Source organism: Flavobacteriaceae bacterium HL-DH10 (assembly GCA_031826515.1).
GTDB lineage: Bacteria > Bacteroidota > Bacteroidia > Flavobacteriales > Flavobacteriaceae > Thalassobellus > Thalassobellus suaedae.
In genome coordinates this window covers 426165-440461 of the sequence record CP134536.1, presented here as the reverse complement: position 1 = coordinate 440461, position 14297 = coordinate 426165, and the positions used below count along the sequence as shown (strand labels likewise).

Sequence of the window (14297 nt, the reverse complement as noted above, 5' to 3'; positions counted from 1 at the left end):
TTTAAGGAACTGGATCGTAACCAGAGCCGCCCCAAGGGTGACAACTAAAAATACGTTTTATAGCTAACCAACCACCTCTGAATAACCCATGTTTTTGTAAAGCGTCTTTGCTATAATGGGAGCAAGTGGGTTGAAATCTACATGATGCAGGTGTTAAAGGCGATATCAATGTTTGATACACTTTTATCAAAAACAAAAACGGTGCTATAAGTAGTTTTTTTAACATTTTTTTATTCCTTCGAAGGAGGAAATCTGTTTAATTTTAATTCAGACTTATAATGGATTCCTACTTCCTAGAAATCATAAAGTAACTAATTAGTCGAAAAAGTAGTACCTTCTTTACCATCTTTTAGCTGAATGCCAGTAGCTGCTAATTCGTCACGGATTTTATCAGATAAGGCAAAATCTTTATTCGCTCTAGCCTCTTGTCTTAATTTAATTAAAATATCAACTGCTCCAGAAAGTTTATCACTGCCAGAATCTTTTTTAGTAACGTTTTCTAACCCTAGAATGTCAAAAACAAAACTATTCACAGTATCTTTTAAAAGAACTAAATCTTCAGCAGATAATGTTTCGCTACCGTCTTTTACTTGGTTAATATATTTAACAGCTTCAAATAAATGTGCAATTAAAATAGGCGAATTAAAATCGTCGTTCATGGCATCATAACATTTCTGTTTCCATGCAGGAATATCAATAGAAGACGTTTCAGAAGCTTTTAAGCTATCTAGTAAATTAACGCCATCCATAAGTCTGTAAAATCCTTTTTCGCTGGCGAGTAAACCATCATTAGTTAAATCTAATACACTTCGGTAAGACGATTGTGCAATAAAAAAACGAATGACACTTGGTGCATAAGCTTTACTAAAGAATTTGTTATTTCCAGATAGTAATTCATCAGGATTTACTGTGTTTCCTGTAGTTTTAGACATGCGTTGCCCATTTAGCTCAAGCATATTAGCATGCATCCAGTAATTTACAGGATTTTTTCCTTTGGCAGCTTTATTTTGAGCAATTTCACATTCGTGATGCGGAAATTTTAAGTCCATTCCTCCACCATGAATATCAAATTGTTCACCTAGGTACTTTGTGCTCATGGCTGTACATTCTAAATGCCAACCAGGAAAACCATCACTCCAAGGTGAAGGCCAACGCATAATATGTTGTGGTTCGGCTTTTTTCCAAAGGGCAAAATCTTGCGGATTCTTTTTGTCACTCTGTCCGTCTAATTCACGGGTGTTGTGTATTAAATCCTCAAGCTTACGCTTGCTAAGAATACCGTAATCGTTGGTTTCGTTAAATTTGTGTACATCAAAATAAACAGAACCGTTTACTTCGTATGCAAAACCATTTTTAATGATGGTTTCTATCAATTCAATTTGTTCAATAATATGACCTGTAGCTGTAGGTTCAATGCTAGGTGGTAAAAAATTGAAAGTATTTAAAATGTTATGAAAATCTACAGTGTAGCGTTGCACCACTTCCATAGGTTCAATTTGTTCTAAACGAGCTTTTTTTGTTATTTTGTCTTCACCAGCATCTGCATCGTTTTCTAAATGTCCCGCATCTGTTATATTTCTAACATAGCGTACCTTATACCCTAAATGTTTTAAATAACGGAAAATCATATCAAAAGACATGAAGGTTCTAACATTTCCTAAATGTACATGGCTATAAACAGTTGGTCCACAAACGTACATACCAATATAGCCTTCGTTAATAGGTTTAAAGGTTTCTTTAGTTCCTGTAAGAGAATTGTATATTTTTATCTTTTGGTTGTTGTAAAGTTGCATAGTTGTAAAGTCGAAGCTTGTTAAGCTATTAGGTCTTTATAAAATGATTTCGTAACCCGTTAATTTTATTCGTTATAGATTCAATTTCAAATCTAATAATTTTATATTTTTCATCGGAAATAAATCCTAACTCTTTTGAAATAATAGTTTGATTTAAAAGCTCCAATGTTGAACCATATGCAATAGCCATAAAATGAGCTTTATCTTTATTCGTATGTCTAGCTGTTCCCTCGGCAATATTAGAAGATATAGAAATAGAACATCTTCTCATTTGAGAAATCAAGCCAAATTTTTCTTCATTTGGAAATTCTTTTGTGCAATTGTAAATAATTGTGGCAAGCTTAATAGATTCTTTCCATACTTCTAATTTTTCAAACGAATAAATATACATATGGATTGGTTTTTCAGCTTAACAAAAAAACAAATTAACGACTTACCAGCAAGTGTTTAAAACTTAGTGTCTAACTTGATGTAGTCTAAAAACTCTCTACGGGTGGTTTCTTCTTTAAATTTCCCACCAAATTCTGAAGTTACTGTACTACTTTCAATATCTCTAATACCTCTAGAATTCACACACAAATGTTTAGCATCAATTACACAAGCAACATCTTGTGTATTTAAAACCTCTTGTAATTCTTTTACTATTTGAATAGTTAAACGTTCTTGAACTTGTGGACGTTTCGCAAAATAATCAACAACACGATTCATTTTAGATAAACCAACTACAGTACCATTAGATATGTAAGCAACATGTGCTTTACCTACAATTGGTAATAAATGGTGTTCGCAAGTTGAGTAAACCGTAATGTTTTTTTCAACAAGCATTTCGCCATATTTATATTTATTGTCGAACGTTGAAGCCTTTGGTTTTCTCTTAGGATTTAAACCTCCAAAAATCTCGTTAACAAACATTTTTGCTACACGATTAGGCGTACCATTTAAACTGTCGTCAGTTAAATCGAGTCCTAAGGTTTCCATAATATGACGTACATCGTCTTTAATGATGTCTATTTTTTCTTCATTAGAAAGCTTAAAAGCATCCATTCGAAGCGGGGTATTTGATGAAGTTCCAATATGGTCTTCTCCTAAAGAGTCATATTCTTCTATGTTATTGTCAATTTTCATCAGCAATTTTTAATGGTGTTAGATATTTAATGTAATTCGCCTTTTATTGTTCTTTAATAAAATTTTAGTTTAGGCTTATTTCATCTATCAAAAAATCTTGTTTTTTAGTCTGCAAAGATAAGTAATTCCGTTTTCTTATGTTTTATCTTATCAAACAATTAATTGTAATGTGTTTGTCTGTGATAAACTAAATAAATTACATTTAAATTAAAAAGCTTGAACGATTTAAGTTCAAGCTTTTTTTAAAACATATTAGCACACTATTCTTTCTTAAATATTGAAACTTAATGATAGCGTTAAGTTTGAGTTTATTCTATCAATATTTGCAGTATCAATTAACCCAACATTATATAGGGGAGTTGCAAATGAGCGTTCAGACTGATCATAAGTAATGTCTAGTTTTGTGTTGCCAAAATTAAAGCCTACACCCAGAGAGTAACCTGTTAAGTCGCCAACAGTTACACCATCTTTATACGGACTTTCTTCAAAGCGATAACCGCCTCTAAAACTAAATTGTTTCACTTTATATTCGCCACCAAATCTGTAGGTTGATGCTGTAGTTAATACATTTGCAATGTCGCTATTCAAATCTGTATAATCGTTTTCTGGTTTGAATTTAGTGGCACTATAATCTTTTGTAGAATAATCAAAACTTAATAAGCCTTGTTTTCCAAAGATATACGCTAAGCTTCCCGTTAATTTTGCAGGTGTTTGTAATTTGTATTGCGGATAAATATTTACGATATCTGAAATAAATCCAATATCAGTATCGGCTAAATTAGAATTTATTGATTGAGTCGTTTCTTCTTCAATCGTATACCAAGTAGGTGAATCGTAAGTTACTCCCACTCTAAACTCTGGACTCAATTTTATAATACCACCTAATTGAAATGAAAATCCGCTCCCTGTAGTAGATAGTGTATTTCCAAAGTCAATGAAATTAATTAATGAGTTAGCGTTGTTGTTATCCTCTGAAAGAAATGTTGAACGTTGGTAGTCTATAAAATGTGAATTTAAATTCAATCCTAAATATAAATTATCTTCATATTGAGCTGCTACGTTAAATGATACTTTGCCATTATAACCTGTAGACAGATAAGAGTAATCATGTTGAAAAGTGCCATCTCCTAAATTTGAAGAATAAGTTGTGTTATCATCATCATCCAAATCAGGTTCAAGTATAAATGCTTGATACCCTAAAAAGGCTTGTTGGTGTTGAAAACCAAAAACATTTCCTATATCTTGGTAGGCTTCTTCTATATATTCATCACCAATTAAAGAGATGTCTCCTAATCTTACACCGTTAGCATAATTTAAAAAGTAGAAGTCGATAGATTGATTGTTTGTATTTGTACCAACGGCTCTCCAGTTATCATCATGATTATTAGTTCTTTCATAAGCAACTCCAACAGTAAACTTTCTCCAAGGTGAATTATTATTACTAGCAAAAACAAAAGAAGCACCTCCTTGATTGATATCGAAATTAGAATTGTTCGATATGTTTAATCCATTAAAGTACTGCGTACTATTTTCAGTGTCTACATTTGATAGGGTAAAAGACGCATGACTTTGACTAAATACAGCAGAACCAGCGGGGTTTAAGCTAACAGCACTCATATCCCCTCCTAACGCACCAAATGCCCCGCTTAAGGCTCTAAAACGAGCAGTTCCTTGAATTTCATCTTGCGAATAACGTAGTGCATCACTAATATCTTGAGCGTGTATTGCGGACATAGAAAGCAAGCCTATGAATAGTAAATTTAACTTTTTCATGTGTATGTGTTTATTATTTTTTTAATGTCAAAAGTAGCATCCATTTAGTCATTTCTTTATGTGTTAAGATTTAGTTTTATGGATGTTTCAAGTGTTTTTTAAATATAAGATTAGCGACGTCTTCCTCCGCTTGATGAACTTGAACTTCTTGAGCTTCCACTAGAACTGCTGCTACTTGAAGATCTTGATGCAGAACTTGAGCTTGATGAACTACTGCTTCTGCTTGGTGTATAGCTAGAACTTCTTGAAGAAGATGAAGAATTATTTCTACTAGGAGAGTAACTCGAATTACTTCTAGATGGTGTATACCTTGCGTTAGAACTTCTTCTTGTTGTAGAAGATGTAGATCTTGAGGTTGAATTTGACGAAGGCGTTCTTACCGAAGAGCTTCTTCTCATAGTTGTATTACCAGATTGAGTTCTTGGACTATAATTTCTTGTGGCCGTACCATTACTTCTTCTTACTGTATTGCCGTTTATTGTAGATTGTGCTCTATTTCTACTTGCAATACTAGATGTACTACTTCTTCTAGATGTATTATATTTTGAAGTAGCTGTTCTGTTCTGAGTATTCGCAATGCTACTTCGTCTAGTAGTTGTATTTAAATTATTAGAATTTCTTGAGTTATTTGCATAGTAACTGCCTCTTCTACTAGCACTGTATGACGTGTTTCGTGCTCTGTAGTATCTGCTGTTTCCATAGTAGTATCCATAATTGTTGTATCCATAAGTTCTGTATGGATAGCCATAACCATAACCATATCGGTAAGGGTTATATGCCCAGTTATTATAATAACTACCATAATAAGGGTGATACCAAGCAGAACCAAAATAGCCCCAGTTGTTCCAGCCGTTATATCCCCAGCCCCAATTATTCCAACCGTAGCCAAATCCACCATTCCAACCCCAGTTATTCCAACCGTTGTCTATGTAATTTATAGTAACGCTATTGCTGTCTTGTCCCCAGCCAGCATAACCTTGGTAGTCATTGGTGTCAACTAAAGAATCATTTTCTATATAATTATTGCCTTCATAGCTATCTATATCTGTAAAGACCTCATTATTAGAAATCATAAAGTCCGCTTCTAAGGATTTGTTTCTAAAATAGTCTTTATAGTAGCTATTGTTGTTTTCGTTAGGTACTTCTACAACTGCAGTCTCTTGTTGGATTACTCTAACAGTATTGTCTCCATAAATACCATCATTATCTACACCTACGTATTGGTATGAACCACATGATGATAAACCAAGGAGCAAAGTAATTGCTGCTAGGAATGGCATTTTTCGTTTTATGTAGTTAATATGTTGCATATCTGTAGAATTTAATTGTTGGACATAACAAAAATAGTTAGTTTTGCTGAACTATTTTTATATTTAACATAGTCACAATATTTGTGCCAAAACATTTATATGAGCAAAAAACTTACCAGTAGGGCAGAAGGTTATTCAAAATGGTATAACGAATTGGTTGTAAAGGCAGGACTAGCAGAGAATTCAGCCGTTAGAGGGTGTATGGTAATTAAGCCATATGGCTATGCAATTTGGGAAAAAATGCAAGCAGAATTAGATAGAATGTTTAAAGAAACAGGACATGAAAATGCCTATTTTCCATTATTTGTACCTAAAAGCTTATTTGAAGCTGAAGAAAAAAATGCAGAAGGTTTTGCTAAGGAATGTGCTATTGTAACACATTATAGATTGCAAAATGATCCAGATAAGCCAGGTAAATTAAGAGTAGATCCAGAAGCTAAACTAGAGGAAGAGTTAATTGTTCGTCCAACAAGTGAAGCTATTATTTGGAACACATATAGAGGATGGATTCAATCTTATAGAGACTTACCTTTATTAATTAACCAATGGGCAAATGTAGTGCGTTGGGAAATGCGAACACGTTTGTTTTTACGTACTGCAGAGTTTTTATGGCAAGAAGGTCATACGGCACATGCAACAAAAGCAGAAGCTATCGCAGAGGCTAAGTTAATGAATAATGTATATGCTACTTTTGTTGAAAATTTCATGGCAATTCCAGTAGTACAAGGTGTTAAAACTGAAAGTGAACGTTTTGCGGGTGCCGATGAAACATTTTGTATTGAAGCTTTAATGCAAGATGGAAAAGCATTACAAGCGGGAACTTCGCATTTTCTTGGTCAAAATTTTGCAAAAGCATTTGATGTTAAGTTTGCTAATAAAGAGGGGAAACAAGATTATGTTTGGGCTACATCATGGGGTGTTTCAACACGTTTAATGGGGGCTTTAATTATGACGCATAGTGATGACCATGGATTGGTGTTACCTCCTAATTTAGCGCCAAATCAAGTGGTGATTATTCCTATTTATAAAAATGAAGAGCAACTTAATGCTATTACAGAAGTTGTAAATGGCATTATGAAAGATTTAAGAGCTAAAAATATATCTGTTAAGTTTGATAATAGAGATACGTTTAGGCCAGGAGCAAAATTTGCACAGCATGAGTTACAAGGTGTGCCTTTAAGAATTGCCATAGGGGCAAGAGATTTAGAAAACGGTACTGTAGAGTTAGCAAGAAGAGATACTTTAACAAAAGAAGTCGTAGCATTAGATGCTTTAATTGATAAAGTGGAAGGTTTAATGACAGAAATACAAGACTCATTATTTAAAAAAGCGTTAGATTTTAGAAATACACACATTACAGAAGTGGATACTTTTGAAGAATTTAAAACCATTTTAGAAACAAAAACAGGTTTTGTTTCGGCACACTGGGATGGCACAAATGAAACAGAAGAAAAAATAAAAGAGCTAACTAAAGCAACTATAAGATGTATTCCTTTAGAAATGAAGGCAGAAGAAGGTGTTTGTGTGTACTCTGGAAACCCATCTAAAAGTAGAGTATTGTTTGCGAAAGCATACTAATGTAAATTTTTTTAAAAAAAATTACATTAGTGTTGCAACATTTAAAAATAGTTGTATTTTTGCATCCGCAATGGAGACATTGTAAGTTATTTGAAAAAAAGTGTTGTAAATTTTTAAAATTAAGTTGCAGTTTTGCAAATTAAATTTATCTTTGCGCACTCTTAAACAAATGGCCCGTTCGTCTATCGGCTAGGACGCCAGGTTTTCATCCTGGTAAGAGGGGTTCGATTCCCCTACGGGCTACAATTTTTTAATAAAGAAAGAACAGAATAAAATGGCAAATCACAAGTCAGCATTAAAAAGAATTAGAAGTAACGAAGCGAAACGTTTAGTTAACAAATATCAACATAAAACAACTCGTAATGCTATTAAGAAATTACGTGAGTTAACAGATAAGAAAGAAGCTGAGGTATTATTTCCTTCTGTAGTTTCTATGTTAGATAGATTGGCTAAGAAAAACGTTATTCATGCTAACAAAGCTGCAAACCTAAAGTCGGGTTTAGCTAAACATGTAGCTGCTTTATAACATACTTTAAAGCTTCAAAAAATATTTAAAAGCTTCTCAGAAATGAGAGGCTTTTTTTATATACTTTAATTTTTTAGAATGTCATTTAATAGAATTATTGAAATGATTAAATTTTAACAAACAAAAACATAGAAAAATAACCGTTTTTGATTTCTAAAAAATTAAATTTGCAATTATTAAAAAGTTAATTAATTATATAATCTTACCCTTTTGGAAAATAAAAAAGCAATTAAATTAATCGACAAAATTCTGGAAAACCTTGATGAAACAGGTATTAATACAGATGCATTAATTGAAGATATAAAAGCATTAAGAGTATATGCTTTGGAAGCACAAATACCTTTAGTAGTAAAAGTACTAAGACTTACTTATGAGCATATTGAAGCTAACGAGTCGTTTCTTATTCCTATTCTTGATGATGAACCTTTAGATGAGGAAGGTGTAGTTACAGAAGCTGATACAAATCCAGTAGAGAGTCTTAAATATTTAATTTCTCTTTTAAAGAACCTTAATAATAAAATGAATATAGCCGATTTAAAAGAATATAGAGATCTTTTAAATAACTATTAATTTTTCACAATTTAGAGTTTACAAAAACGACCACTTTTAAAGTGGTCGTTTTTGTTTGTTAGTAGTTTGGTATTTGCATTAGCTATAATTCATTGGCTAATATTTTAAATTAATGAAATCATAAATGTATTGCATTTGCAGAGGTTAGCTTTTGTCTAGTGGAAGCTTCGAGTTAAAACTAGTTACTAAAAAAAAGCCTCAGCAAAAAATTGCTGAGGCTTGGTCGTTAGTTTAATGTTTAGTTTAGATTCCTTTTTTAAGGGAATACGATTATATAAGAAACTTAGAAATGCTATCTAGGTTTCTTTTTTGTTATCCATTCATGGATATTAAAAATTCTTCGTTATTTCTGGTTTGTTTAAAACGTTCGTTTATAAATTCCATAGCTTCAACAGGGTTCATATCGGCAAGATATTTACGCATTACCCACATACGTTGAATAGTATTAGAATCTAGTAAAATATCATCACGACGTGTACTTGAAGAAGTTAAATCGATAGCAGGGAAAATTCTACGGTTAGATATTTTTCTATCTAATTGTAGTTCCATATTACCAGTTCCTTTGAATTCTTCAAAAATTACTTCATCCATTTTAGAACCTGTTTCTGTAAGCGCCGTTGCAATAATAGTTAAAGATCCTCCATTTTCAATATTACGAGCAGCTCCAAAGAAGCGTTTTGGTTTGTGAAGTGCATTAGCATCTACACCACCACTTAATATTTTACCTGATGCTGGTTGCACAGTATTATATGCTCTAGCAAGTCTAGTAATAGAATCTAAAAGAATCACAACATCATGTCCACATTCAACTAAACGTTTTGCTTTTTCAAGAACAATATTAGCAATTTTTACGTGTTCATGAGCTTCTTTATCAAAAGTTGAAGCAATAACTTCGCCACGTACATTACGTTGCATATCTGTAACCTCTTCTGGACGTTCATCAATTAATAATATCATTTGATAAACCTCTGGGTGGTTTGCAGCAATAGCATTAGCCACATCCTTCAATAACATGGTTTTACCAGTTTTAGGTTGCGATACAATCATACCACGTTGTCCTTTTCCAATAGGCGCAAATAAATCCATGATTCTTGTAGAAATCGTTGCTTGTTTTTCTGCAAGATTGAATTTTTCTTGCGGAAATAACGGTGTTAAATGCTCGAATGCTACGCGGTCTCTTACTACATTTGGGTTTTGACCGTTTATTTTACTAACCTTAATTAAAGGGAAATATTTTTCTCCTTCTTTTGGAGGTCTTACATGTCCTAAAACAGTATCTCCAGTTTTTAAACCGAATAAACGAATTTGTGATTGTGATACATAAATATCATCTGGTGATGATAAATAGTTGTAATCTGATGAGCGTAAAAAACCATACCCATCTTGCATAATATCTAAAACGCCTTCACTTTCAATAATAGCATCAAATTCAAAATCTGGTTCACGATAGCGGTTTCTACTATCTTTATTGCCATTATTTGTATGAACGTTGCCGTTTTTCTGATTTTTGTTTTGACTTTTTTGAATAGGTTCTCTTTTTTGCTGAGGCCTAGGATTTGGTTTCTGTTGAGTATCGCTTTTTCTTTCGTTTTGAGGTCTAGGATTTGGTCTGCCTTCTGTTTTTTGTTCCTCTTTATTTTTAGGTGTAGGCTTTTTAGGATTTTCTGAAGTTTTAGCTGTTGTTTTATTCTCAGCTATTTTTGATTCTTCTAAAGGTAACTCTAAAGTTTTTTCAGCAGGTTGTTTAGGGGTATTTTTAACGGGCTTCTGAACACGTTGCCTAGGTTTTTTAGCCTGTGGTTTTTCAGGTGTGTTATCTGTTGTTTTATTAGGTTCAACAACTGCAGTAATCGCTTTAGGATCTGCTGCTTGTTTGTCGAGTATTTGGTAAACTAAATCTAATTTTTTTAATGAACGGTATTTTGGAACGTTCAATTTGCTAGCAATCTCCTGTAGTTCAGCGAGTTTCTTTTCTTTTAATTGTGAAATTTCAAACATTGATGCTTATATGTGATATTTATTTTGAGTATAAATTTGAATTATTCTGAAAAAAATGATTTTTATTCTGAAGAATTAACAACCTGTTAATGCGGTTATTGAGAATTAATAATGCAATTATACAACTTTATTTTAATTTTTAGCAGTAATTTTATAAAAGAAACTACTATTTTTGCCATCTAGTTTTTAAATTTTTATGTTACAACGTATTCAAACTATATATCTATTAATAGCTGCAGGAGTTTCTGTGGGATTAATCTTTGTGTTTGATTTATGGTCTACATCAGACCAAGTTAAAGTATTTGCTAATGATATTGTTTATGTGTTTGCTGCTTTTTTATCATCGGCATTATTATCAATCATTTCTATATTTAGATACAAAAACAGGAAGTCTCAATTTATATTGGGACGTCTTAATATCATATTAAACTTTTTTTTACTAGGATTTTTTGTATATCAATCTCTAAATGTATCTGGAGAGACGGCGGTTTCTGAGAAAGGTATTGGGATGTTTCTTCCTATTATTTCTATCGTGTTTTTGGTTTTAGCCAATAAAGCCATTAAGAAGGATGAAGATCTTGTAAAATCTGTAGATCGATTACGATAAACCTAACATCTTAGTAGTATTAGTGCGAAAAAAACCCAAAGTGAAAACTTTGGGTTTTTTTATTAGAGGCCTTCCTTAATCTTTCCAAAGGATGGAAATACTCATGCCTTATATTAATGCGTAATTATTTAGTAGTATTACTCATTAGAGTAAGGAAGTCCTTCCCATATGGTAAGGATTTAGGATGGGCTTGCTTTTTATTTTATATCAACAAGCTCTAAATCAAATATTAATTCTTGTCCTGCTAATGGATGATTAGCATCAACAATAATATGATCTTCGTTAACTTCAGCGACACGAAATTGTGTTTCTCTTCCTTCTTGATCTTTAGATGCTAGACCCATACCTATTTCAGGAGCCATATCTTGAGGAAGTTGTTCTTTTTTTACTTCGTAAAACAACTCTTGACGCACATCGCCATAAGCTTCCTCTACAGGAATATTGATGGTTTTTTTCTCATTCAATTTCATATCAATAATACCTTTTTCAAAACCAGGAATAAGAGCACCTTGACCTAGCGTTATTTCTAAAGGCTCTCTTTCTAGTGAGCTATCAAAAACTTGACCATTGCTTAATTTTCCTGTGTAATGAACTTTTACCGTATCATTTTCTTTTACTTGACTCATAAATAATTTGTTTATTGTTTTTAAATCGTTGCAAAACTACGGTTTATCAAGCAATATCTTGGTGCTTTTTCAGGGTTTTTGGCGTTACCACAAGGGTCGGGCTTTCAGCAGTCGCTTCCCAATGGAAAATCGGGAGAGCTTCAACAAATGCTTCAATTCCTAACGGGCAAGTTTGCTAAAGTTGGTAACTAAGGTAAGTTCTAAGTAAATTTCAATGATAAATAGTGTTTTGTCATGTCGACAGAGCGAAGTATGAGCGACGAGATATCTCATAAGGATGGGATTCCTCCTCGTACTTCGTTCGGAATGACATCGTTCTTGTATTAAAATTGTTTAAAAATATGAATATTAAGTCTTTGTATGTATAACTTATATTAACTAATAAATGTTGTAAAGTAATTAGGAAGGGCCGTTTTGTGGATGCCTCACAGGAAATTCAATAACCTCCAAATTATCAATTTTTTTACCATCAATAGTAAAACGTAACATGGTTCTGGTTTTATGAAATCCGTGTTTACCAACCGCACCAGGATTCATATGTAACACATGTAATCTTTTATCGGGCATCACTTTCAAAATATGCGAATGTCCGCATATAAACAGTCTTGGCGGATTTTGTTTCATAGTTTCATATACCCTGCCGTTGTATTTTGGGGGATAACCACCAATGTGCGTTATCCAAACATCAACATCTTCACACATAAACCGATTGTGTTCTGGGAATTCTAACCGAACCGTAGCGTCATCAATATTACCATAAACACCGCGTAAGGGTTTAAGTTTTTTAATAGCATCGGTTACTTTTAAATCGCCAATATCTCCAGCATGCCATACTTCATCTGCTTGTTTGACATATTTTAAAATATCATTATCAATATAGCTATGCGTGTCTGAGAGGAGTAATATTTTTTTCATGAATGGTAACAGTAATGTATGTTGGTAAAGTTATATATAATTGTTTTAAATGTGATAATGTTTCGGTTAAGAGTTCTTCTTGACATTGTCAGAAAAAAATGATAACTTCGTTTAACATTAGATATAAAACATTAAAACGATTTGATATCAAGTCGTTACCTGCAAGCTGAAAACTGTGTAGTTGAAGCGGTCAAAAATAATATAGTAAATCTTAATTTCAATTTAGTAATGGAAATACAAGTTATAAAGAACGAACTAATTAATTGCTGCTTGAATGACAATTCAAAGCAATTTATTCCTTACTTGCTTTCTAAAAAAGTAAAAACAGGAATGCCTAACAAGACAAGATTTTATAGCTTCTTTAAGAGTATGTTAAAATGTGCAAAACAGAATTCAATCGGAATATGGACATTGAAAATTGAAAAAACTAATTGGAATGACGGACAAAATACATTAGCATACAATTTTTATGACGAAAGACATAAATACGCAAGATTAACTTTGATGGTTACAGAAAAAAACGGACAAATTTTATTTGAAACAATGCCATTTTAGAATAAAAGAGAGTTTAATTAATAAATATTCAATGATTTCACTAATTAAATATTTACTGTCCGATAGAATTATTTCAAATTCAGACTCAATTTCAGATAATCATATTAATACGATTAAAAATATGATTATTAAACTAGGCATTGAATATGACTATTTGGAATTAGAACGAGTAATTTTTTGCGAAAACAAATTTACATTTAGCAAAGGTAGGATTGCACATTTAGAGGATTTAAGAAAATTCTATCTAAATAAAATTAAAGCATCAAATGATAAAGATGAGATAAAATCTTTAAAAAACACATTAGAAAGAATTGAGCCTAAAATTAATTCTGACACAGAAAAAATTCAGCTTGAATTAAAAAATTGTAAAGAAGTTTTAAACACAATCGACAATCTTATTGAAGGTTCTACAACAATTGTATTAAAAGAAAACTATAGACTTATTAAAAACATCGTTTTAGAATTGATGGCAATCTATGATCTAATTGAAATAGAATATAATTATGACTGTATAAAGTATGAAGAGCACCAAAACATCCGAGAGATAGAAAAACTGGAAGAAATGTTGTCAGATGTTATTACTTTAATTAAAGATATAAGTAAGGAATTAGAGCTAAATGAAATTTGGCGTAGTAAGAGATGGAGTGATAGTTATAAAGTTGAATATGTAAACTTACTAATAGACAATAGATTTACACTAATTACAAAGTATTTTTCAAATTTAAAAGAGAAAGCTTTATCCAATGATAGATTAGTTGAAACTTTATTGCTTGAAAAAAATATTGAGTTATTAAAATCATACAGAACAGTTAATAGAAAGAGAGGTAGAAGAGCTAGAGGAAGTACGTAATAAGGAAATTTGTACATCTTCAGAGATTACTAAAATTTGGTTTGAGAAATTTTTCAAGAAAGTATGAAAAA

At 32.1% G+C, this 14297-nt stretch carries 15 protein-coding genes and 1 tRNA gene; 7 read left to right on the top strand and 9 right to left on the bottom strand.

Annotation, left to right across the window (positions count from 1 at the left end; translation table 11 throughout):
• Position 1: 1 nt before the first annotated feature.
• From yidD to RHP49_01835, 6 genes are all read right to left on the bottom strand, one after another.
• Positions 2-226: a membrane protein insertion efficiency factor YidD gene (gene yidD, locus RHP49_01860; protein ID WNH13009.1), complete on the bottom strand. Its 225-nt coding sequence runs from the start codon at positions 224-226 to the stop codon at positions 2-4.
• Positions 227-311: 85 nt separating this feature from the next.
• Positions 312-1793 (bottom strand): cysteine--tRNA ligase, encoded by a 1482-nt coding sequence (cysS, locus tag RHP49_01855; protein ID WNH13008.1) that lies wholly within the window; start codon positions 1791-1793, stop codon positions 312-314.
• 28 nt (positions 1794-1821) lie between these two features.
• Positions 1822-2184 (bottom strand): four helix bundle protein, encoded by a 363-nt coding sequence (locus RHP49_01850; protein ID WNH13007.1) that lies wholly within the window; start codon positions 2182-2184, stop codon positions 1822-1824.
• Positions 2185-2240: 56 nt separating this feature from the next.
• Entirely contained in the window at positions 2241-2918 is a 678-nt protein-coding gene (gene folE / locus RHP49_01845) for a GTP cyclohydrolase I FolE (GenBank protein WNH13006.1), read from the bottom strand.
• Between the two features lie 270 nt (positions 2919-3188).
• Complete coding sequence (locus RHP49_01840) at positions 3189-4691, bottom strand: transporter (protein ID WNH13005.1); 1503 nt, start codon at positions 4689-4691, stop codon at positions 3189-3191.
• 110 nt (positions 4692-4801) lie between these two features.
• Positions 4802-6001: a hypothetical protein gene (locus RHP49_01835; protein ID WNH13004.1), complete on the bottom strand. Its 1200-nt coding sequence runs from the start codon at positions 5999-6001 to the stop codon at positions 4802-4804.
• A 99-nt stretch (positions 6002-6100) separates the two neighbouring features.
• Here RHP49_01835 and proS point away from each other — a divergent pair, with 99 nt between their 5' ends.
• From proS to RHP49_01815, 4 genes are all read left to right on the top strand, one after another.
• Positions 6101-7579 carry a proline--tRNA ligase gene (proS, locus tag RHP49_01830; GenBank protein ID WNH13003.1) on the top strand — a complete coding sequence of 493 codons (1479 nt, stop codon included), beginning with the start codon at positions 6101-6103 and terminating at the stop codon, positions 7577-7579.
• 171 nt (positions 7580-7750) lie between these two features.
• Positions 7751-7822, top strand: a tRNA-Glu gene (locus RHP49_01825).
• A 31-nt stretch (positions 7823-7853) separates the two neighbouring features.
• Positions 7854-8105: a 30S ribosomal protein S20 gene (gene rpsT, locus RHP49_01820; GenBank protein ID WNH13002.1), complete on the top strand. Its 252-nt coding sequence runs from the start codon at positions 7854-7856 to the stop codon at positions 8103-8105.
• Between the two features lie 210 nt (positions 8106-8315).
• On the top strand, positions 8316-8675 hold the full coding sequence (locus RHP49_01815; protein WNH13001.1) for a hypothetical protein: 360 nt from the start codon (positions 8316-8318) through the stop codon (positions 8673-8675).
• 312 nt (positions 8676-8987) lie between these two features.
• On the opposite strand, the gene rho is transcribed toward RHP49_01815, so the two are convergent.
• A complete protein-coding gene (rho, locus tag RHP49_01810) occupies positions 8988-10673 on the bottom strand; it encodes a transcription termination factor Rho (GenBank protein WNH13000.1) in 1686 nt (561 codons plus the stop codon).
• A 196-nt stretch (positions 10674-10869) separates the two neighbouring features.
• Between rho and RHP49_01805 the strand changes: the two genes are divergently transcribed.
• Positions 10870-11280: a DUF4293 domain-containing protein gene (locus tag RHP49_01805; GenBank protein WNH12999.1), complete on the top strand. Its 411-nt coding sequence runs from the start codon at positions 10870-10872 to the stop codon at positions 11278-11280.
• A gap of 197 nt (positions 11281-11477) precedes the next feature.
• Here RHP49_01805 and RHP49_01800 read toward each other — a convergent pair whose 3' ends face one another.
• Both RHP49_01800 and RHP49_01795 read right to left on the bottom strand, forming a co-directional pair.
• Entirely contained in the window at positions 11478-11906 is a 429-nt protein-coding gene (locus RHP49_01800; protein WNH12998.1) for a peptidylprolyl isomerase, read from the bottom strand.
• Positions 11907-12305: 399 nt separating this feature from the next.
• Positions 12306-12821, bottom strand: a complete 516-nt coding sequence (locus RHP49_01795; GenBank protein WNH12997.1) for a metallophosphoesterase family protein — start codon at positions 12819-12821, stop codon at positions 12306-12308.
• Positions 12822-13049: 228 nt separating this feature from the next.
• On the opposite strand from RHP49_01795, the gene RHP49_01790 reads away from it, so the two are divergent.
• Together RHP49_01790 and RHP49_01785 are read left to right on the top strand one after the other, a co-directional pair.
• On the top strand, positions 13050-13376 hold the full coding sequence (locus tag RHP49_01790; protein WNH12996.1) for a hypothetical protein: 327 nt from the start codon (positions 13050-13052) through the stop codon (positions 13374-13376).
• 31 nt (positions 13377-13407) lie between these two features.
• Positions 13408-14226, top strand: coding sequence for a hypothetical protein (locus tag RHP49_01785; GenBank protein WNH12995.1), 819 nt, complete (start codon positions 13408-13410; stop codon positions 14224-14226).
• Positions 14227-14297 lie beyond the last annotated feature (71 nt).

Excerpts from the sequence above, each read along its gene's own strand:
- yidD (WNH13009.1), bottom strand. The coding sequence starts at position 226 with ATGTTAAAAAAACTACTTATAGCACCGTTTTTGTTTTTGATAAAAGTG.
- cysS (WNH13008.1), bottom strand. The coding sequence starts at position 1,793 with ATGCAACTTTACAACAACCAAAAGATAAAAATATACAATTCTCTTACA.
- RHP49_01850 (WNH13007.1), bottom strand. The coding sequence starts at position 2,184 with ATGTATATTTATTCGTTTGAAAAATTAGAAGTATGGAAAGAATCTATT.
- folE (WNH13006.1), bottom strand. The coding sequence starts at position 2,918 with ATGAAAATTGACAATAACATAGAAGAATATGACTCTTTAGGAGAAGAC.
- RHP49_01840 (WNH13005.1), bottom strand. The coding sequence starts at position 4,691 with ATGAAAAAGTTAAATTTACTATTCATAGGCTTGCTTTCTATGTCCGCA.
- RHP49_01835 (WNH13004.1), bottom strand. The coding sequence starts at position 6,001 with ATGCAACATATTAACTACATAAAACGAAAAATGCCATTCCTAGCAGCA.
- proS (WNH13003.1), top strand. The coding sequence starts at position 6,101 with ATGAGCAAAAAACTTACCAGTAGGGCAGAAGGTTATTCAAAATGGTAT.
- rpsT (WNH13002.1), top strand. The coding sequence starts at position 7,854 with ATGGCAAATCACAAGTCAGCATTAAAAAGAATTAGAAGTAACGAAGCG.
- rho (WNH13000.1), bottom strand. The coding sequence starts at position 10,673 with ATGTTTGAAATTTCACAATTAAAAGAAAAGAAACTCGCTGAACTACAG.
- RHP49_01805 (WNH12999.1), top strand. The coding sequence starts at position 10,870 with ATGTTACAACGTATTCAAACTATATATCTATTAATAGCTGCAGGAGTT.
- RHP49_01800 (WNH12998.1), bottom strand. The coding sequence starts at position 11,906 with ATGAGTCAAGTAAAAGAAAATGATACGGTAAAAGTTCATTACACAGGA.
- RHP49_01795 (WNH12997.1), bottom strand. The coding sequence starts at position 12,821 with ATGAAAAAAATATTACTCCTCTCAGACACGCATAGCTATATTGATAAT.
- RHP49_01790 (WNH12996.1), top strand. The coding sequence starts at position 13,050 with ATGGAAATACAAGTTATAAAGAACGAACTAATTAATTGCTGCTTGAAT.
- RHP49_01785 (WNH12995.1), top strand. The coding sequence starts at position 13,408 with ATGATTTCACTAATTAAATATTTACTGTCCGATAGAATTATTTCAAAT.